A 19,760-nucleotide genomic window follows, 5' to 3' on the forward strand; every position below is an offset into this window, starting at 1 on the left:
TTCAACGTTCGTCAGTGACTTTAAGGGAGGTTCACAATAATGAGTAATTTTGTCGTGGATCAATTGGGATTTGTTCGCCGTCAGACAGTTGATTATGTGCGGAGCATAAGTGATTTTGATGCGGAAATCATTCCGGCAGGATTGAAAAACAATATGATATGGAATCTAGGCCACATGTATGTTGTATTTGAGAAGTTTGCTTTTCAGCTTACCGGGGAAGAAACGAAATATCCTGCTAATTTTAACACGATGTTTAATCCGGGAACTAAACCTTCCGACTGGGATATAAAGCCTCCAACGAAGTCTCAAATCATTAATTTGTTAACCGAACAAATGGATAGGGTTGAATCGGTGCTTTCAAGTAAATTGAAAGAGGAAATCAATCCCCACTACAAGTCGTCTACAGGATTTACCTACACAACGGTAGAACAGTTACTGGGTTTTCTAATTTACCATGAAGCCATGCACTTTGCGACGATTAAGAATATCAAGAGCATAGTTAACAGTTAGGATTAGCAAGGGGTTCTCTTTTCTTCTTCAATTAAATTGAGACAAACAACAAGCTTACGAATTTGTTTCTATTGAAGATTTGGTTCCCCAAGATCACTTACTTCGCAAAGTAGATAGCGCCAGCAAGAACGTTTTGGATTTGAAGTAGAAGCCATTGCACTAGATTCAGGGTATTAACAACGCCGATTTGCCACGTTCAGCAGGACCGAAAGATCTTTGCCGTTATTGCTCACCGGAGATTTCATTCCAAGCAAGGGCTGTTCCCGAAATGGAAGGTTACTTTTGACGCTGGATCGCTGGGAAAAACGGGGGTGACCCCTCGTTTTCCCGTTCGCGGGCCGTCAGTGAAATGCAAAAGAAACCCAAGGTCTTTTTATGACCTGGGTTTCTCGACAATCTGACCCGCGCTCAGCGCGGGTTCTAATGAAACATGTTCTTGTCCGATGACAAAATAAAATGAAGTGGATAATAGTAATTTAGTGGCCCATGCCATGGGTATTGGTTGTTACTGTGCCGCTATAAACAACACTGGACACCCCATCAGCACTTGCCGCAGTCAGAATGGCGAATGAACTAATCAGTAATACGGTGGTCAATAACAAAAGCTTCTTTTTCATCATTGAACTCCCTCTCTATGATTTTTTTCATTATGTAGTGATACTCCTGCTGCTGGGAAGCATTGGCGTCAGTTCTAACAAGTTCATAAAAGGCAGTTGCTTTTCTAAAACCCGCCTCATCTCTTAGTCTACCACTAAATTCAATATTTTCAATTATCAGGTTTATTGCATATTCTATTTTGCCTCTTTTAAATAAGTAAATAGATAATAGATGGATGTATTCTATGTAGTAATGAACATCTACATCAGGTGAGGAAGCATCGGCTATTTCAACATAACCTTGTAATTCGTCCAATGCCCAATCCACTGAGTAATTGTATTTTAACGCTGAGTCTAAGATGTTTAGCAAGCCGGCAGTAAACTCTTTTTTGTCGCATGTCTTAAGGAATTCCACGTATTCAGGCAGGACGCTATTGTTCCCCTCAAGCAAATCGATTACAAAAGCATTTGCTACGGCAATACTTTTGTAATATTCAATTTCCGACAATGAATCTTCATCATAAAGCTTTACCCAGCTCAGATTTGAATACCTTTTAATATGTTCCCTTGTAATGTTATATTCTCCTAATTTCTGATGAGCAATCCCCTTTGCACAAAGGCTAAAACCAAAATAGTAAACCAGCGAACGCTTGAGCATTTGGGCTTCTAATCCATAGGGATTAGTTGCATGTATGACTGAAACCACTTCAATAAGCTTGTCTGATATTTCTATCATTGCTGTCCAGTTATCTAAGGAGAATGAAGCTTTTAGCATGTCTATTAACGAATCAGCATTCATGCCATTAAGTTCCAACAAATACTATTTCACCCCTTTATGTGCCATTAATTAACAATTATAAGATCATATTGTCCTATGGTCAATTGTTTTGCAGTTTCGTGAAATCTATGATCTAAAACGACAAATTATGATATTATCCCCATAACATAGCTAATGCATTTTTATATTATTTAAGGAGATTATCTGATGAGGTATTTCTATACATATACCGCTGCGCCGCTATCCTTTTTAACTTGCGGAAATCTCATGAGCAAGGATGGTTCTCTTCATCACAGACGGAATTGCGGGAACTCGACATGTGTCATTCCTGTCTTCTAATGACCTTGGAGGCTTTGTACAGTCATGTTCTCCCCCCTCCTCCCACTCGTCTAATGAAACTTCAAGTTTTAAAAAAAAGACTGCCCGGAGGCAGCCTTTCAAGTTTCTGTATTCAGCATCACGATGGTCAAGCGGTTTATATACTGCCTGCCAAAACTTATGGGGTGCGTAAATCCTGTAAAATCCGGCTTAGGATGACAGCAGCTTGTGCCCGGGTCAAGGTGCGGCCGGGTTAAAGAGCAAGCCTTCCCCTCGCATATATCCTTGTTCGAACATATAAGCTACTGCAGCTATGTTATCCGGGGCAATTGCATGACTGTCAGCAAAAGGCAAGCTGACTTTAGACCCGTCATCTCCGTTCTTCAGTGCAGCAGCTGCCAGCGCTGCCGTTTCCTGGCGGGTAAGCGGGCGGCGGGCATCCTGTTCGCGAATATGCGTCAGCCATGTATCGCCTTTACCCTGCAGCCGGTCCAGCAGAGTCAGCAGCTCCGCGCGGTTAACCGTGTCATTCGGACTGAACATGCCTGCCGCGCCTTTTCCCGCCACCAGCTGATGAGCGGCCAGCACTTCGATGTCGTCCTTGGCCCAGTGCCCCGCCAGATCGCTGAACGTTCCGGTCCCGGCTGCGGCGGTATACGTTCCGTCACTCTTCACTTCAAGCTCCAAGCTGCCGTCTTTATCCAGCTTGCCGGACTGCAGGTATGTCCATGAACCGTCCGCTGCTTTCTTATAGGCACCGATTTTACGTTCATCACCGGCATTGGCGTTTAACGGAAGGCGGAGAATGACAGGTGTACCTGATGTCCACCCATTCTTCACGCTAACTGCGGGTGCGCTCGATACAGCGGCCGTGCCTCTTGTCGTCAGGACGCCAGGACTGTGATTCAGCGAGAGCTCTACACTCAGCCCCTGCGTTTTGGTGAAGTCTGACAAAGCTTCTGCCGGGATGGATAAAGTGAATTCACGGCCTTCCAGCATAAGGCCAATACCGGAAGATTTCAGCTTATCCGCCTGTGCAGAGGTCAGAGACAACCGGACGGACGAATAATTTGCGAAGAGCACATCGCTTAACGAAAGCATCGCATACGAAGACTGTGCCTGCAGCATTGCCTCATTCAGCGCCTTGTCTGATACGGCAAGAACGGCTGACGGAAGAGCAGAAGCACCGGTTGCGTTCGCCGTAAGTATTCCTGAACGGACGGAGAAAGTATTCCCCGTCACAGGTACCGGCGTTCCAGGCGCTGGATTAGGCTGACTGCCAGGCTGCTCGGGCTGCTGCGGTTCCGGCTCATCAGGATCCGTTACCGTTAACTGGGCTCTTGCAAGTCCGGCTGCAGCAGTAGAGGTCCGCCCCTCGTTCCAGAACAGCAGGTCTCCCAGCTCAAACGTATAGCTTCCCGCCTCGGCAGGCACAAAGGTAAAGGAAGCAACGCTGCCTTCGCCGGAGTAGACGCTGTTCGTCAGCTGAACACCGTACCGCACCACCTGTCGGCCGTCGGAGATTTCGAACGAATCAGTGTATTCCGTTAGCGGTACCCCCGGATCATGCTCCTCCTGATAAGTAGCCAGCTGGACGCTCGGCTGAATGACAGGAGTCTGCAGCCTGCCGTCATAAGCGAGACTCATCATCGCACCGTAGACCGACTCGGCTGCTGTGAACCGGACTTCAACCGTTACCGGCTGTCCGGTCTTCACGCTTGCTGCGCTCAGAGCCGGCGTTACCGTAATAGCATCAGCGCCGGTGCTGTATTTCAGCAGCTGGGCGTAGTCTTCGTCCGCCGCGCCATTCCCGGCGATGTCGTAGGCGTAAATATAGAAATCATTCATCCCTTCGCGGAGCGGGACCTCGATTTCAAAATAACCGTCCGGGTACAGAACGCCGTCCGCCTGCTGTGTGGCCCCGTCCTCCGCTTCGTAAACGGCGCTTATTCCGATCAGATCCTCCATCACATACTCGTCCGTTCCGGAAATCAGCTCAAGCAGCAGGTCGTCCACAATATCTCCATACAGCACCGCCTGCCGCTCTCCATCACGGGGCTCCACTTCATCCAGCATAACGGAAGAAAGAAGGGGCGCGCCGGTGTCAACGGCAACGCTGAACCGTTGTTCGTCGAGCCGGAACCGGTCTTCCCCGTACACCGGTGTAACGATGTAGAAACCATCCTCGAGCGGTTCTAGCTTTCCGGTCCCGCTGTCATAGACCCTGCCGTTCCAGTCGTCTTCATACCGGCCTTTGGCATAATCGCCGCCATTCGCATAAATGTCGCCGACAACCTCTCCGTCTCCCGTATTGAAGTCAAAGCGCGAGACCTCAAAATTCAGGTCCGTTACCCTTTCATTCACCGAGAAATACAGTCCGTTCATATCCGACAAGCCGTCGCCGTTCGGCGAAAAGACCAGATCATTAACATTCGCTGAATCAACGGCATCAAGCTTCATTTGATCCCCTAATATTGCGGCCAAAGGAAGAAACAGCGTCTGACCCTCCATTCCTGTCAGCTTGACCGCACCCTCATAGAACCCGTCCCTGGCGTCATCGCCAATCGACAGGGTAACTTCAAAAGAGGAGCCTTCAGCCGGAAGCTCAAGTGATTCGGCACTTGTATACGCGTTTATTCCTGCATGTTTGGTGTACCATTCAATTTCAGCCTTGTAATCAAGCGGAGCACCAGACAAATTATCCAGATAGACGGTTTTGGTAACCGTGCTGTTCCGGTTCTGGATTCCGAATGACAATGACCCTGTATAATAAGGATCCGGCTCCAGGCCGGAAATTCCAAGATCCAGCTGTTCGAACACCTTGGCTATAACCGGACTTTGTATTACACGATCCAGATGCGGAAGACCTGCACCTTGTTCGAAGTAGCCGTACTCAAATCCATTGCGGTCGGTCAGCGGCTCTGCGCTGTTCATGAGCATGGATTTGATCTGTTCCGGATCCAGCGGTTTCTGAAGCATATCCTCACCCGCCTGCAGCAGCAGCGCGGCGGCACCGGCTATATGAGGCGCAGCCATGCTTGTCCCTTCCTCTTCGGCATAGGCCGTATCGTAGGTGCCGTCCATACCAGCCCACACAGGTACGGAAGATAAGATGTCAACGCCAGGCGCAATGATCTCAGGTTTAATGATGAAGTCGGGCAGCCCCGGTCCCTTCGAGCTGAAGTCCGCCAGTCTCTCCGGTTCATTAATCAACTCGTAACTCAGCGTACCTTCACCGTTCACAAGCTCCTGCTTCAGAGCCTTCCCTTCGGCCAGCGTAATTCCATAGGTCGGAATATAATCCCCGGCCCGGGTTAGGGAAGGGCGTACAGGTTCAGTCTCGTTGTTTGCGATAAGCAGTGCAGCTGCACCGGCTTTCTTGGCGTTCAAAGACTTGGCTGCAAAATCCAGTCCGCCCCCGCGGTCCACCAGCACGAAGTCTCCCTGAACATTAACCTTGTCAAAATCCGCTGCGGATCCTGCTCCTGCGTAGACTATCCGCACTCCTGACTCCTCTTCCGTAAGCTCAGGAGACAAGAATGCCCGCAGCCCGTAAACGGGCTCAGCGTCTCCGATATGAATGACAGGAGTCACGACCGGCTTGGTTGAGGCGCCGACTGTGATTGCGCGATGTGCGCCGCCGGGAGTAGTAAGCGTATAAGAGCCGTTTTCTCCGGTATTCCCGGCAGCGATGACGACTGTAATGCCTGCCTTCACCGCGTTATCAGCTGCAATGGCATCTGGGGCGTAGGACTGGTTAAAGCCCGACCCGAGCGACATGTTAATGACATCGGCGCCGTCTGCAGCAGCCCTTTCGATTCCCGCCAGCGTCTGCTCCGTCGATCCGTTGCCGTAGGGGCCTAGTACACGGTACGCATAAATCTCCGCACCGGGAGCAACGCCTGCTACAATGCCTGCCACATGTGTACCGTGCGCGGTTTCATAAGGAGTGCCGTCGGCATCCGGAGGGATTTGATCCGGGTTGTCCGTTTCATAAGGATCATCATCCTCATCGACCAGATCATATCCGCCGGCATACCGGTCCTTTAAAAGCGGATGGTTATAGTCGATCCCCGTGTCGAGAACGGCTACCTTTACCCCCTCCCCTGTAATTCCCTGGCCAATCAGACTGTCTGCACCGATCAAGTCGCCGCTTGCAATATCAGGGATGGGACCGGCCAGCGGTTCCGCACTTATCGGCGCCCCCTGTACGGCCTCGTCCGGATACACCGCCTTGACGCCCGGCAGATCAAGCAGCTTGTCCACCTGATTCCCCGGCAGCGTCAGTGCATACCCGTTAAACACCTCGGTGAATTCGCTGCCTGCCGCAGCACCCAGGCGGGCGCCGCCTGTCTAAAAGCGGCATGCTCGGCGCGGAGCTTGTTGCGTTGGAGCGATGGTGAGAAGGACTTCCCCGCACTTTGTTCTACAACCCTGGCAGGTTCGCTTCTCAGCTCGACGATGACCTTGATCGGAGATGAAGAGTCGGTGTGCGGAACATAATTTTTGGGTGCCGGCATTTCAGCGAGCATCGCCTTGAAGGCCGTCCCGAGATCTCCGGCAGCACCTCCCCATTTCGGAGTTACGCCCGGAGCTTCCGCAAATCCACCAGGAAGCGGAGGCAGGAATGGCGCTGATGACGCAGCTCCAGCCGGGAGCAGCAGCGCAGCAGCCAAAGTAAGGCTGACAGCGCCTGCACCGATCCTGCGGTAATCATTTTTTGACATTAGGAACCCCCTGTTCGTTGAATCATTCATTCCGGCATTTCATAAAATCCTTACTTTCTGATATGTATGCGTAAAGGAATATGTAATAGGTAATCTGCCGGATAATCCCTTCAATTTTACAGTTATTTAGGTATTTCGGATATCATGCTTAAGTACTATGTTCTATGGCGCTGACTCAGGGGTTTAGCGCATGTAAATAAACAAACAAGCTGCCCTTGGTCAGGACAAGAACTTGTTCCCGTAAAACAGAAAACCCGCGCACAGCGCGGGTTCCATTGAGACTATGTACTTGTCCTCCGGCTTCTAGTCGAAATGCTGCAGGCCAGGCCACACAAGCCATTGTGCAACTTTGAGTATTTTGACACAAAAAATAAGCCGATCCTTTGGGGGATCGGCTTATTCCTGGGCGTCGCTAAATTCAATCTTGTCTGTTCTCAACCGATTTCATACGGTTTTGATCATCAGACAGCCGGTCGTTACTGAATTCCTGGCCTGCTTCTACCTCACCATGCTCACTGACACTGCGTGCAAAATTGGTGAACTGTCTTTTTTGCTCATCCATTTCGTGCTTTTTCTTTAGAAGCTCCTTCGGATCCTGAGTAGTCATATCTTAACCTCCTGGAAAATCAGATCATACTGCTTTTGTTCTTTTGAAGTTTTCCATTATATCCAAGTGCTTATTCAAGTAATTTAATGTTACTTCAATGGGACTGTGCCTGTTCCTCCAGCAGTTGTTTCAGCTTTTGGCGTTGGCGTTTTTCCCTTTGACGGCGCTCTTTATCCTCAGCCTGCAGAGCCTTGAGCAGGGAGAAGCACATCCCGATCAGGACAATCGCAAAAGGTAAGGCTGCTACAATCGAGGCGGTCTGAAGGCCGCTTAATCCGCCGCTGATCATCAGAACCACAGCTATGGCGGATTGCAGGATACCCCAGGTTAATTTCACTCTTGCACTGGGATTGAGCCTGCCGTCTGAGGTCAGCATGCCCAGCACAAAGGTAGCCGAGTCAGCTGAAGTTACAAAAAAGATTATGATCAGAAGCGTAGCAATAAACGCGATTAGGGTACCTAAGGGCAACTGCTCCAAAGTGATAAAAAGAGCGGTAGTAGTATCTTCTTTAACGGATAACGCTAAATGGGCAGCATCGAACATTTCCAGGTGAAGACCTGTACCGCCAAAAACCGAAAACCAGATAAAACCAAACAGACTCGGAATGATCATGACGCATATCACAAATTCCTTAATGGTCCTCCCCTTGGAGACTCTTGCAATAAAAGTTCCAACGAAGGGAGCCCAGGCGATCCACCAGGCCCAATAGAATAACGTCCAGGCTCCGACCCAGGTTCCCCTTGAAAATGGAGTCAGCCTCAAGCTCATATTAATGATATTTTGCAGGTAGCTGCCTAACGTGGTTGTAAAGGTATCAAATATAAAAGAGGTCGGGCCTGTGGCCCACACGAATAGCATTAACAGCACCGCTATAATTAAATTTGTGTTGCTGAGGATTTTAATGCCTTTGTCGAGACCCGTCGTTGCGGAGATGAGGTACAATACGGTCATTACCGCGATAATGACGATCTGTGCTGTTATCGTGTTAGAAACTCCAAATAAATAATGTAATCCTCCGCTGATCTGAAGAGCACCGAGTCCAAGCGAAGTAGCCACGCCAAATACGGTGCAAATAACCGCCAGAATGTCGATAACCTTGCCGAGCCAGACAGCAGCCAGCCGTTCTCCGATTAAGGGAATAAAGGTTGAACTGATCAAGCCTTTATAACCTTTGCGGAACTGGAAGTATGCAAGCGCCAATCCGATAACCGTATAAATAGCCCACGGATGAAGTCCCCAGTGAAAAAAGGAATAGCGCATTGAAATCCTTGCAGCTTCTGCCGTACCTCCCTCTACGCCCTCCGGCGGAGATAAGTAGTGGGACAAAGGCTCAGCCACGCCCCAGAATACAAGTCCAATCCCCATACCTGCGCTAAAAAGCATCGACAGCCAGGATAGTGTGGAGTATTCCGGTTCATCATCGTCATCTCCAAGCCGGACGCCGCCAAACCTGCTGAAGGCTAAATAGAACGTAAAGATCAGGAAGAACAGTGTGGCCAGCAAATAAAACCAGCCGAAATTGTGAATGGAGAAGTTGTAGGCGATGTTAGCCGTACTTGCCAGCCGGTCAGGGGCTACTGCTCCCCATATTGCAAAAATCGCAACAATGGTAATTGAAATAGTGAAAACCATAAATAAACCTCCATTGATGTCAAATGAATCAGGTTTTCTTCAGTATGTGTTTATTCAGCCTGTAATATTTGGATAAAGTTAAAATAACCTGTTCTAAGATAAACCTATCAGGTACCAAGCAGATAAAAAGCAAAAAGAGTCTGCTTGGCGCAGACTCCTCCATTGACATGAATATAAAATGTTGATGTACCTATTTGGCGGCTTTATGATTCCTTCCAAGGGTCTTCCTGTAGTCTTCCGGTGGCAGCGCCAAGATTAGAGCCTTCCAATAGGCATGCCTTGATTTTTCTCTGCAGGGAGGTATCTTCCCTAAGTTCGCGTACCGGAATATCAGTTCTTCCGAATACCCATCTGATAAAGCTGTCGTTCGTTTCATCTACATGTACTAATTCGAAAGCCCTTTGAAAACCGAGTATCTTTGAACTCTCCGGCAGCAGCTTTGTAAGGTGTGGAGACAGCAGCCAGGAATCGCACATCATATCCGACTGTCCATAATCCGGGAAGTACCGGGTGAAAAATGCTCTGGCATCCTCATAGGACTCCCGCAAACGTTCTCGCCCCATACTGGCATCAGCGGGGATATGTATGTTAATCCATTTCTTTTTTTCCCTTTCGATCATTTCATATTCAAGAGCACCGATCCGGAATTCGCGAAGTGAAAGCTGTCTTGGGAACCACCATGCCCACTTAAATGCATAGGTCCCGTATAGCTTATGATGTTCCTCTACGAATCGGGTGCAGAACTTCATCGTATCGGTAAAAATGGCATCGCTAATTCCTCTTTTTTTGTATTCTTTATGTGAATCAACTGCACAAAGAAGCATAATAGTAAGCATTTTGCTCCCATCCGGATCCTCTCCGAGGACACCGGCAATTTCTTTGACTCCATTTTCCCATTGTGATGGGTCATCCAGAACAGCAGACAGTGACTCTGTTGATTTTTCATTGTAATCGCTTGCAAATTCTAGTACTGAGCCTGTCATTTGCTCGGGCAAGCAAATCATTTCGCATAAATCAATTAAATTCATATTATATTCCCTCCTTATTTAAATAGTATCAAATTTTTCTGTCCCAAAGTGAGGTTTTGATTAATCAGTCGAATTCTTGTGAAAATAAAAAGACCGCCTCGCTTGAATAGAGACGATCTTCTAAACTCCGGTTGTATATGAACCTTTCATTTAACGGCTCACCATATCAGAATAGCTGTTATCACTGACCAAGTGCCGGAGCAATCAAAGCCTGAAGTTGTGGTTCCTCCATAAAGATAAGGGGTTCCAGATGGTAGGCAGCCTGTCAATCCTTTTAAAATTTAATAGAATCAAAAGTAACGTTTTTGTCATTAATTCAATTTAATGTTTTTTCCTCATAAAAACAGCACACAAAAATACGATAAAAATAATACATGCCAGCATCTTTATGATCCCGCTTATTTGGATTAAGGGATTGCCCTGAAAAGATACTGCGGATATCGTCATGCACGTTAAGCCCATACCGATAAAAAGAGCCGCTATGAGCCATTGAATTTTTTTCATTAGCCTGCCTCCTGACATCATGGCTGCCGGTCAAACTGAATTTCGAATCGCGTGCCTTTACCTAACTGGCTTGATACTGAAATCTGTCCTCCCTGTAACTCCACCAGCTTTTTCACTATTGACAGTCCTAAGCCCGTTCCTCCAAACTGGCGTGATCTGGACTTCTCTACCCGGTAAAAGCGTTCAAAGATATACGGGAGCTCATCATTCGGAATCCCAATTCCAGTATCTTCGATGACTAACACAAACGCACTGCTGTGATAAGATACGGAGACCTCGATTTTTCCTTTTTCGGTATAACGGATTGCATTCTCCAACAGATTGAGGAGGATTTGCTCCATCCGTTTTTTGTCTGCACGAATATCCTTTATCATTCCTTGTTCATGGTATAGCAGGCCGAGATTTTTTTCTCTTGCCTTGAGCTCTACTTTTCGCATTGCTTGCTGCGTCATTTCGGACATATTCACGGAGTCCAGCTCGAGACTGATCTTGCCTTCCTCCATCTTCGCCAGATCAAACAGATCTTCCACCAAATGCTGCAGCCGTAATGCCTCATCATAAATGATTTCCAGGTACTTGTTCTTTTCCTCTTCTGTTTCATAAAGCTCCTGCCGGAGCACTTGAGAATAGCCTTCCAGATAGGTAATCGGTGTTCGCAGCTCATGAGAAATATTGGCGAAAAATTCTTGTCTGGTATCCCTGTACCGCTGAAGATCCACTGCGAGATCGTTGATTGCATAAGCCAGGCTGCCTATTTCATCTTTGCTGTTGATGTCAAGCCGTGTTTCCAGATCACCTGCTGCGATTTTTCGGGTAGCCTGCTGCATTTTGAGTAGTGGCCGTGATAAATATTGAGCGATAATCCATGTGATGCCAAGGGCCAGCAGAAAAGCGCCTATTCCTGACAATATCAAAAGATTACGGACAGACGTTAAGGACTGCTCCATTTTCTCCGTAGAAGACATTACATAAAGTGCAGAGGTAGCCACCCCATTCTCATAAATAGGCTGGCCGGATACAAAGTAACGAATTCCCGAAGGTTCGGTATATAAGAAATTGACTTTTTTTCCTGCAAAAATGTTGTCCAGATCGGTGCTGTGAATAATCTTCTGATCGGAAGAATCATGAGTTCCCGAGTGCAGAACGACTTCCCCATCCGGTTTGACGTTGAAAATACTAACATTTGAGAATTCGGCAAAGGTTTTCATTGTTTCATCAGACGTATTATCCGAATGGGCCATCACTGCAAAGTGGGAAGCCAATTCCTCCGTCTCCGTACGCATCCGGTCGCTATAAAAGCCCGTAAATAAACGGTCTACCGTAAAGCCCAGAAATACCAATACAATCAGAAACAGAGTGATAATAACAAATCCTAATTTAAAACCGATGCGGTTAGTTTTCATTGGTATCACCGGAAATGTTAAATTTATAGCCAACCCCCCAGACCGTTTGGATCGGATTATACTTCAGACCGGAATTATGCATTTTCTCCCGTATGTTTTTGATATGCGTGTCTACTACCCGGATCTCTCCTTCAAAGTCATATCCCCATAAGCGTTCCACCAGTTCCTCTCTTGTATAGGCCCGCTGGATGTTTTGTGCCAGAGTGGCCAGAAGATCGAACTCCTTCTGCGTAAATTCGATTGGATGATCACAAATCCGGACTTCTCTGGCCTCAGGTGAGATGATCAAATCAGGAAAATGGAGTCCACGCGCAGGTTGAGCAGGCGTTGTTTGGTTCATGACCGATCTGCGGATCAAAGAGAATAACCTGGCAAGTAATTCTTCAGAATCAAAGGGCTTGGTTAAGTAATCGTCTGCTCCTATATCCAGACCTTTGATCTTATCCCTGGTTTCTGTACGAGCCGATAAAAATAAAATGGGCGTATTCACTTGTTCTCTGATTTGCTTGCAAATCTGCCAGCCATCCATGTCGGGCATCATCACATCGAGAATAATAACGTCAAACAAATGGGCATGGACCAGAGCGAGTGCTTCGTTCCCGGTGGATGCTTCCTTAATTTCAAAGCCCTCTTTCATTAAGTAGATCCGAAGCAGGTTTCTCATATTCCATTCATCATCTACAATTAAGACCTTAAGTTTAGACACAGGATATCCCCTCCCCTTCTTATCGTTATAATGCCGCAAGCGGATATCGCTTACGGCATTTCCCAGGATCTATTTTTTTAAACCTTGTAATTCCTTACGGATTCGTTCATTTTCAGCTTTCAGATCAAGCAGCTGTTCCTGAATACTGTCAGCAGCAAGCGGCTTGCCGGAGGAACCGTGAGAATGCCCCCCTTTCATCGTAAACATCATTACAATCATCATTATCGGACAAACCAGTACAAGAAGTGTAGACCAATCCATTTGAAATCCTCCTTATATAAATTCTTAAATTAATGACCTGAATGCGGGTTATCTCCGGATGCGGGAGAAATCTCAAGCATATCATCAATTTCACTTTGTGCTTCAGCCGTAATTGCGTTGTTATCCCCTGTGATCCATGCGTGGTTATACGGACCTTCTGCTGGAGAATCCTGAAACTTCGGCTGAATTTCAGCTGTGTATCTCATTACCGCTTCAGGCATATGATCCTTGCTCGTGAAAATCAGAGGAGCATGTTTGCCAAGATGTGAGAACGGGGCCGCTGCAATCGCTAACAGTGTAGAGTCTGCAGGGAGGAAAGACAGGTTATGTCCTGGTGAAGTTATTCCCCATCCGAATCCGGTAACTTCATCTTTGAACTTTGAAAAAGCTATAGCATTAGTAGCCGGATCATTTCCCGAGATTCGGGTAACCGTTCCATAAGATTTAAGCTGCTCTTCGACTCCGGATGAAACCGCTGACTCCGGTCCAAGAAGGTACATCACTGCTTTCCCTCCGCGTTCGTTCAATGCCTGAACGGTCGGCTCAGGAACTTCATCCTTGGTTACGTACAGAAGGGGTTCCGGCATGTGAGCAATCCAGTTTACAGCAGGAAGCGTGTACTCCGGACTATCCAACGATCCAATCACTACGGCTTGCGGGAGTTCACCTGCAACCTTGGCATAGTAAGCATCAATGGCCCCGGCAACTGCAGCCGGCTCGTCCCCTTCAATTTTATCCAGCTTCATATTAAGGTCATCCAATTGTTTCACTACTGCATCGGAAGCCGGGCCCACGATAATGATCTGAATCCCATCATTTCCTTCTGCACCTGCAGGCTTCAAACGTTGTAATTCCTCGAGCGTTGCTTCAGGAACTCTATCCTTCTCAAAGAAAAGGACAGGTCCGTTACTCGGGTGATGGATAAGGTCTGCACTAACCGCAGCAATTTGCCAATTGCTGACGTCTGTAAGCACGACACTTGCAGGCCGGTTACTGCCAGTTACGGCTGTCCAAAGGGTACGGGAAACGAGCACGGCCGCTTCAATGGGGTCAGAGGTGTTAATACGTGTGGTGTTCTTTGTACCTATCCAGGGTGTAGAAACCGCGGCAGTCACAGCAGTATTCTCTGCTCCCTGGTTAGCCTCTTTATTGCCAATCTGGCAGCCTGCAAGGATTGAACTCAGCGCTACTGTTAAGCTGACAATCACTATACCTTTTCTCATAAAGTATCCTCCAAAGGTTATGTTTAGTTTTATTGCTTTGTACTTTACTTCAAATTTATGTGGAATTTGTGTGGTGAGAAATGATGATGAATGCATAAAAAAACCATTTGCAACAAAGATTAACGAATAACAGTAACATGTTTAAGAAGGTGTGGCTCATGTTCAAATGGATTAATCAGCTTATGAAGCCGGCTAGAACTGCGCCAAAAAAGCAAAAGGAGCATCCCGGGCAGGCCCAAGGGAATAATAATTCCCACTCATTGCCCTCATCTTTTGAGCAAAATATCAGAATGTTAAAGTCCATGTTCGGAAATAGTCCGGATTTTGTCCTTAATGAATTAGAGAGCACTAATGGTTTGGCCCTGTCGGCTGCTGTCTGCTATATTGAGGGTTTGGTTGATACTGTCTTGCTTCCTGATTTGATCAGTGCTGTAATTCATGTATTGGATAAAGAAGATAGTATTCATGATGCTGTACAAAGCGCTTCCGAATTCAGATCCATGATACCCATGGGCAATGTTCAATCGCTGTGTACCAAAGAGGAGAGTATGCGGGCGATCCTTGCTGGAAACGTACTGATCCTGCTGAAAAATAATGATTGGATGCTTGGCGTTGCGATTTCCGGAGGTGCCCGCCGTTCTGTTGAAGAACCGACCTCGCAAACGGTTATTCGCGGACCGAAGGAAGGCTTCACAGAAGAGTTGTCCATTAATCTTTCTCTGCTTAGACGCAAGCTGAAAACTCCTGCCTTGAAGTTTGAACAGCATATTATCGGAACCTATACGCAGACACGGGTTGTTGTTGCGTATTTGGATGGGATAGCTAAGCCGGAAGTAATCCAGGAAGTTAATACGCGCTTGAAGGCAATTGATACAGATAGCATTCTGGAGAGTGGTTATATTGAAGAGTTTATACAGGATGCCGCTATAACACCCTTCCCGACAATACTCAATACAGAACGCCCTGACACATTGGCCGGCAGCCTGCTGGACGGTATGGTAGGTATTCTGGTAGATGGTACACCGTTTGTACTAATAGCACCTGTCACCTTCTTTAACTTTTTTCAGTCCAGTGAAGATTATTATGAGCGCTATGATATTTCCACTTTCCTGCGAACCATCCGATTCGTGTCTTTTTTTGTCGCTCTGCTCCTCCCCTCGCTTTTTATAGCGATAACGACTTTCCAGCAGGAAATGATACCCACAACCCTGCTGATTACGCTGGCCGGGCAAAGGGAAGGTACGCCTCTTCCCGCTTTATTTGAGGCCCTGGCAATGGAGCTGATTTTTGAAGTTATCCGCGAAGCAGGGGTTCGGATGCCCCGGGTGATCGGGCCGGCGATTTCAATTGTCGGCGCACTGGTGCTTGGTCAGGCTGCCGTTCAGGCTGGCCTGGTATCCAGCGCTATGGTCATTGTGGTTTCTTTTACGGCAATAGCGAACTTTGTTATTCCAAGCATCAACATGGCCTCTGCTGTACGGCTGATGCGTTTTGTGTTGATGCTTCTAGCAGGCACCTTCGGTCTGTTCGGCATTCTGGCAGGCCTCGTGCCTTTGATGGCTCATCTTGTCTCTTTACGGTCATTTGGAGTTCATTATTTTATGCCGTATGCTCCTTTTTTCAAATCCAATATGAAAGATTTGCTTCTGCGTGTACCTTGGTGGGCAATGAAGACCCGTCCGAACCGCACGGCAGGCCCCAATAAATTCAGGCAGGCTCCAAATCAATACCCGACAAGCTCGGACGAGGCCGGGGTTTATCAAGCGGAGGACAAGCCTCAAAACAAGGGGAATTAATCATGTCACGAACACTTCGTATAAGCTGTATGCTTCTTGCCGTCATGCTGCTGTTGAATGCCTGCGGTAAGGCTAACGAGTTGAACGATCTTAGTATCGTAACGGGAACGGGTGTAGACGGTACGGACGGGAATTTTACGGTCACTTATCAGGTGAGTGTCGCAGCGGCGAGCGCATCGGCAGCCGGAGGAGCGTCAGGCGGGGCACAAAGCGGGGTCCATGTCTTTTCGACAAAAGGAAAAACGATACGGGATACCGTATTTATGAGTGCGGTGGAGCATCCGCGAAAGCTCTATTTTGCACATAATAATGTACTGATTATCAGCAATGAAACGGCTGAGTCCGGAATTAGTCCAATCCTGGACTCCTACTTTCGTAATCCGGAATCCCGGGAGATGGTAAATGTGATGGTGACAAAAGGGAAAGCCCGCGACATTTTAACAAAGAACATCCCTCCTGAGAAGCTGCCCGGCCGCGCCATCGCCGAAATCGTTGAAAAAGAACAGATATTAGTCTCCTTTTATCCGGCCACGACGATATTTGAGCTTGCTCTGGGGGTCACTTCGGAATCACGAGCAGCAAGCGTACCGGAAATCGGGATAGCCGGCGAAACCCGAAATCGCTGGAATCGGCCGAGGCTATCAACAAAACGTCTCAGGATGCCAAGGTTAGAATGACAGGACTTGTCATTTTTAAGGGCGACCGGCTTGCCGGAAGAATGAATTTGAAGGAAAGCCTGGGCCTTTCCTGGTTAAACAATCGTGTTAAGGGTACCGTGCTTTCCTTCCCGAACCCCGAATCGCCTGAAGAGGCAGACCAATCCGCCGTGAGAATCTTCAAGGCCAAAGTCAAAGTCACACCCGTGAAAGGCCCCTTACACTATACCATCAAAGTGAAAGCTGAAGTCAGCGGGGAACTCGTCGAAACCACATCTCAGGAGGACCTGACCGATACAACCGGCATCAATAAAATCAAACGTTCCATAGAAGAGGTTATATTGGAGCAGATGCAAATGGGCTGGGAAGCAGCCAGAGCAATGAAGGTTGACGTTTTGGGGATCGGCAACATGATACATGAACGGAACCCGCAAGAATGGAACAGGCTAAAGCCCAATTGGGAGGATGAATTGGCTCGGATGGATATGCAGGCGGAGGTCAAAATGAGGGTAGTCCGGACACGCATGTTCCTGGACTCCTTCAGAAGTTTGTTAAAGAAGACTGAGCAATAGTCCCACGCTATTGGGTTAGAAGGGAGCCGGAGATGAATAACAAATCCCACACACGTTCCTCCGAGATTGCGGTTACGTTTGCTTTGTTTGAGATCGGAAGCACCAGCTTATTTCTTATCGGCGGTGATGTCAAACAAGACGCATGGCTGGCCATGCTGATTGGTGCTTTGGCGGGTCTTCTGCTCCTTCTATTACACTTAACTATACACCGGATCGAGCCTCATCTGGATTTGTTTCAGATTATCCAGCGTTATACCGGCAAAGTCATCGGCAGTCTCATTAGCCTCGGTTTTATCGGGTATTTCTCTTTGGAGGCGTCAAGAAATCTGCGGGATATCGCTGAAGTAACCATATTAACATTGCTGCCGGGTACCCCGCTCTGGTCGGTAATGCTGATTATTATTCTGGTCGTAAGCAACTCAATTCGTTACGGTTCAGAAACGCTGTTCCTGATGTGCATTGTATTATTTCCGGTCATTTGCATAGGCTATATCATCATTGCCATTCTTCTGGCGGCAACGGGCCTGCTCCATTTCCATTTTATGCTGCCCATACTTGAACATGGATGGAAGCCCGTTTTCAAAGCGGCAATCCCGGGGATTCTTTCTTTTCCCTTTGGTCAGGTTGTGGTCTTCCTGGTGTTTTACCCGTTAGCGGCTACAAGACGCCGGATGAACAGAATGATTCTGTTGACTTATTGTGGAATCAGCCTGTTCCTGATCCTTTTCAACCAAATCAATATTCTGGTTCTTGGTCCCGTTCTGGCCACAAACAGTGCACTTCCTTTGCTTCAAGCCGTTCAGCTGATCCAGATGTCGGAGGTGCTTGAACGAATTGATCCTTTATTTACACTGATCCTGTTTCTGAGTCTCGGGATAAAAATGGCTACCTTCTTGAATGCCGCAGCAATCGGCACCAATAGAATGATTGGAATAACACATCAAAAAGCTTCGGCGCTGATTGGTGCCATAATCTATTTTTTGGCTTTCCAGTCGTCAACGTATACAGAATTCATTAAAGTGGGCAGAGAAGTTGCAGTAAAGTATTGGTGGCCCATTTTTCAGATATTGCTGCCTGTTGTACTTCTGATAGTGATGATTATACGTAAACAAAGGAATAGCGGTAACCGCTGAATGATGGCCTGCATTTGTTGTGCATTGAGTCGCAATAAAATGTCCATACTAAGTGCCTAATATTATTAAGGGAGAGACTTGATATGGATCTGCAAAGCGGCAAATTGTACTGGCCTGCAACGGTGGAGAACCCCCCTTCTTATCCTAAGCTCGAAGAGGACATTACCTGTGATGTACTGATTATTGGGGCCGGCAGCTCCGGTGCCCAATGTGCCAACATTCTTTGCGAACAAGGAATGTCCGTCGTTATAGTCGACAAAAGAAAAGCCGGAGAAGGCAGCACCAGCTCCAATACAGCTCTGATTCAATATGCCGGAGAGAAAAGTTTTGTATCCCTTGCCCACTCTTTTGGTGAAGAAGCTGCTGCGCGTCATCTAAAACTATGTGAGCAAGCCATTAATGATATTGAGCGGGTAAGCCGTCAGATTCCCATCGATCCGGATTTTATCAGACGGGACAGCCTGTATTACGCAAGCGATAAGGCAGATATTCCAGACTTGACTGAGGAACATGCACTCCTTAAGAAATATGGGTTCAAAGTGGATTTGTGGGATGCCCGGCAGATATCCGGACTTTATCCTTTTCAGAAAGACGCTGCACTCTACTATTATGATGACGCCGAGATGAACCCGCTTAAATTTGTTTACGGGCTGCTTGAGAAAGTGAAGTCACGCGGAGGACTGATTTTTGAGAATACAGAAATAACCGGCAGACGCTTCGAAGAGGATTATGCCCTGTTTTATACCAGAGAACACCGCGAAATCCGGGCCAGACACGTTATTATAGCAGCCGGTTATGAAGACAGCGACTTTAAAACCGATAAAAATGCAACGCTGGCAAGCTCGTATGCTGTCATTACAAAGCCGATAGCGGATTTCTCAAGCTGGCATAAACGAACCTTAATTTGGGAAACAGCACGCCCGTATGTCTATATGCGTACGACTCCAGACAACCGGATTATTATTGGGGGCATGGATAAGGATACATCCTACGCCGAAACTAGAGATTCCAAAATCCTTGCCAGCAAGGACAAACTAATTCAAGCATTTAACGAGCTTTTCCCGGAAATTCAGGCTATACCGGAATACTATTTGGGGGCCTTTTACGGAGGAACGCATGACGGGATGCCAATCATCGGCCAGTACGAAGCTTATCCGCATTGTTATATGATTATGGCTTATGGGGATAACGGAACTGTATATAACGGCGTGTTAGCCAAGATTGTTGCAGATCAGATTCTGACGGGCGCAAGCCCTGATTTAAACCTCTACCTGCAGACCAGACCGCTTGCTGCAAAATAATAACACGT

General features: G+C 47.4%; 17 protein-coding genes and 1 pseudogene. 7 read left to right on the forward strand and 11 right to left on the reverse strand.

The window, feature by feature from the left end:
- Positions 1 to 39: 39 nt before the first annotated feature.
- Positions 40 to 510: a DinB family protein gene (locus tag AWJ19_RS12560; RefSeq protein ID WP_068724142.1), complete on the forward strand. Its 471-nt coding sequence runs from the start codon at positions 40 to 42 to the stop codon at positions 508 to 510.
- Positions 511 to 627: 117 nt separating this feature from the next.
- A pseudogene (locus AWJ19_RS36545) lies at positions 628 to 797 on the forward strand (IS5/IS1182 family transposase); the annotation flags it as partial.
- 286 nt (positions 798 to 1,083) lie between these two features.
- On the opposite strand, the gene AWJ19_RS12565 reads toward AWJ19_RS36545, so the two are convergent.
- The 11 genes from AWJ19_RS12565 to AWJ19_RS12615 form a co-directional block, all read right to left on the reverse strand.
- Entirely contained in the window at positions 1,084 to 1,923 is an 840-nt protein-coding gene (locus AWJ19_RS12565; protein WP_068724144.1) for a hypothetical protein, read from the reverse strand.
- A 516-nt stretch (positions 1,924 to 2,439) separates the two neighbouring features.
- Positions 2,440 to 6,507, reverse strand: coding sequence for a S8 family serine peptidase (locus tag AWJ19_RS37275; protein WP_068724145.1), 4,068 nt, complete (start codon positions 6,505 to 6,507; stop codon positions 2,440 to 2,442).
- Positions 6,486 to 6,929 (reverse strand): hypothetical protein, encoded by a 444-nt coding sequence (locus AWJ19_RS12575; protein ID WP_068724147.1) that lies wholly within the window; start codon positions 6,927 to 6,929, stop codon positions 6,486 to 6,488. The genes AWJ19_RS37275 and AWJ19_RS12575 overlap by 22 nt, the downstream gene beginning before the upstream one ends.
- A gap of 418 nt (positions 6,930 to 7,347) precedes the next feature.
- A complete protein-coding gene (locus tag AWJ19_RS12580; protein WP_068724149.1) occupies positions 7,348 to 7,536 on the reverse strand; it encodes a hypothetical protein in 189 nt (62 codons plus the stop codon).
- A gap of 94 nt (positions 7,537 to 7,630) precedes the next feature.
- Positions 7,631 to 9,169 (reverse strand): BCCT family transporter, encoded by a 1,539-nt coding sequence (locus AWJ19_RS12585; protein ID WP_068724151.1) that lies wholly within the window; start codon positions 9,167 to 9,169, stop codon positions 7,631 to 7,633.
- Positions 9,170 to 9,372: 203 nt separating this feature from the next.
- A complete protein-coding gene (locus AWJ19_RS12590; RefSeq protein WP_068724152.1) occupies positions 9,373 to 10,197 on the reverse strand; it encodes an acyltransferase domain-containing protein in 825 nt (274 codons plus the stop codon).
- 321 nt (positions 10,198 to 10,518) lie between these two features.
- Positions 10,519 to 10,701: a hypothetical protein gene (locus AWJ19_RS12595; protein ID WP_068724154.1), complete on the reverse strand. Its 183-nt coding sequence runs from the start codon at positions 10,699 to 10,701 to the stop codon at positions 10,519 to 10,521.
- Between the two features lie 17 nt (positions 10,702 to 10,718).
- Positions 10,719 to 12,104 (reverse strand): HAMP domain-containing sensor histidine kinase, encoded by a 1,386-nt coding sequence (locus tag AWJ19_RS12600; protein WP_068724156.1) that lies wholly within the window; start codon positions 12,102 to 12,104, stop codon positions 10,719 to 10,721.
- Entirely contained in the window at positions 12,094 to 12,810 is a 717-nt protein-coding gene (locus AWJ19_RS12605; protein ID WP_082707860.1) for a response regulator transcription factor, read from the reverse strand. Before AWJ19_RS12605 ends, AWJ19_RS12600 begins: the two co-directional genes overlap by 11 nt.
- Before the next feature lie 69 nt (positions 12,811 to 12,879).
- On the reverse strand, positions 12,880 to 13,071 hold the full coding sequence (locus tag AWJ19_RS12610; RefSeq protein WP_068724158.1) for a DUF2933 domain-containing protein: 192 nt from the start codon (positions 13,069 to 13,071) through the stop codon (positions 12,880 to 12,882).
- Between the two features lie 29 nt (positions 13,072 to 13,100).
- Positions 13,101 to 14,390: a cell wall-binding repeat-containing protein gene (locus AWJ19_RS12615; protein ID WP_241781718.1), complete on the reverse strand. Its 1,290-nt coding sequence runs from the start codon at positions 14,388 to 14,390 to the stop codon at positions 13,101 to 13,103.
- 62 nt (positions 14,391 to 14,452) lie between these two features.
- Here AWJ19_RS12615 and AWJ19_RS12620 point away from each other — a divergent pair, with 62 nt between their 5' ends.
- The 5 genes from AWJ19_RS12620 to AWJ19_RS12635 all read left to right on the forward strand — a co-directional run bounded on the left by AWJ19_RS12620 (position 14,453) and on the right by AWJ19_RS12635 (position 19,752).
- Entirely contained in the window at positions 14,453 to 16,090 is a 1,638-nt protein-coding gene (locus AWJ19_RS12620; protein ID WP_241781719.1) for a spore germination protein, read from the forward strand.
- Between the two features lie 2 nt (positions 16,091 to 16,092).
- A complete protein-coding gene (locus AWJ19_RS34075) occupies positions 16,093 to 16,767 on the forward strand; it encodes a hypothetical protein (protein WP_082707861.1) in 675 nt (224 codons plus the stop codon).
- The gene (locus tag AWJ19_RS34080) at positions 16,764 to 17,318 is read left to right on the forward strand and encodes a Ger(x)C family spore germination C-terminal domain-containing protein (protein WP_082707862.1); all 555 of its coding nucleotides are present in this window, start codon (positions 16,764 to 16,766) and stop codon (positions 17,316 to 17,318) included. Before AWJ19_RS34075 ends, AWJ19_RS34080 begins: the two co-directional genes overlap by 4 nt.
- 32 nt (positions 17,319 to 17,350) lie before the next feature.
- Positions 17,351 to 18,451 carry an endospore germination permease gene (locus tag AWJ19_RS12630; RefSeq protein WP_068724162.1) on the forward strand — a complete coding sequence of 367 codons (1,101 nt, stop codon included), beginning with the start codon at positions 17,351 to 17,353 and terminating at the stop codon, positions 18,449 to 18,451.
- Between the two features lie 83 nt (positions 18,452 to 18,534).
- Complete coding sequence (locus AWJ19_RS12635) at positions 18,535 to 19,752, forward strand: FAD-dependent oxidoreductase (protein WP_068724164.1); 1,218 nt, start codon at positions 18,535 to 18,537, stop codon at positions 19,750 to 19,752.
- Positions 19,753 to 19,760 lie beyond the last annotated feature (8 nt).

It is taken from the genome of Paenibacillus sp. DMB5 (genome assembly GCF_001517085.1).
GTDB lineage: Bacteria > Bacillota > Bacilli > Paenibacillales > Paenibacillaceae > Paenibacillus_AQ.

Bases quoted from the DNA above. Each gene is read 5' to 3' on its own strand.
- AWJ19_RS12590 (WP_068724152.1), bottom strand. From the start codon at position 10,197: ATGAATTTAATTGATTTATGCGAAATGATTTGCTTGCCCGAGCAAATG.
- AWJ19_RS12585 (WP_068724151.1), bottom strand. From the start codon at position 9,169: ATGGTTTTCACTATTTCAATTACCATTGTTGCGATTTTTGCAATATGG.
- AWJ19_RS12560 (WP_068724142.1), top strand. From the start codon at position 40: ATGAGTAATTTTGTCGTGGATCAATTGGGATTTGTTCGCCGTCAGACA.
- AWJ19_RS12620 (WP_241781719.1), top strand. From the start codon at position 14,453: ATGTTCAAATGGATTAATCAGCTTATGAAGCCGGCTAGAACTGCGCCA.
- AWJ19_RS12615 (WP_241781718.1), bottom strand. From the start codon at position 14,390: ATGCATTCATCATCATTTCTCACCACACAAATTCCACATAAATTTGAA.
- AWJ19_RS12580 (WP_068724149.1), bottom strand. From the start codon at position 7,536: ATGACTACTCAGGATCCGAAGGAGCTTCTAAAGAAAAAGCACGAAATG.
- AWJ19_RS34080 (WP_082707862.1), top strand. From the start codon at position 16,764: ATGACAGGACTTGTCATTTTTAAGGGCGACCGGCTTGCCGGAAGAATG.
- AWJ19_RS12595 (WP_068724154.1), bottom strand. From the start codon at position 10,701: ATGAAAAAAATTCAATGGCTCATAGCGGCTCTTTTTATCGGTATGGGC.
- AWJ19_RS12575 (WP_068724147.1), bottom strand. From the start codon at position 6,929: ATGTCAAAAAATGATTACCGCAGGATCGGTGCAGGCGCTGTCAGCCTT.
- AWJ19_RS34075 (WP_082707861.1), top strand. From the start codon at position 16,093: ATGTCACGAACACTTCGTATAAGCTGTATGCTTCTTGCCGTCATGCTG.
- AWJ19_RS12610 (WP_068724158.1), bottom strand. From the start codon at position 13,071: ATGGATTGGTCTACACTTCTTGTACTGGTTTGTCCGATAATGATGATT.
- AWJ19_RS12635 (WP_068724164.1), top strand. From the start codon at position 18,535: ATGGATCTGCAAAGCGGCAAATTGTACTGGCCTGCAACGGTGGAGAAC.
- AWJ19_RS12600 (WP_068724156.1), bottom strand. From the start codon at position 12,104: ATGAAAACTAACCGCATCGGTTTTAAATTAGGATTTGTTATTATCACT.
- AWJ19_RS12630 (WP_068724162.1), top strand. From the start codon at position 17,351: ATGAATAACAAATCCCACACACGTTCCTCCGAGATTGCGGTTACGTTT.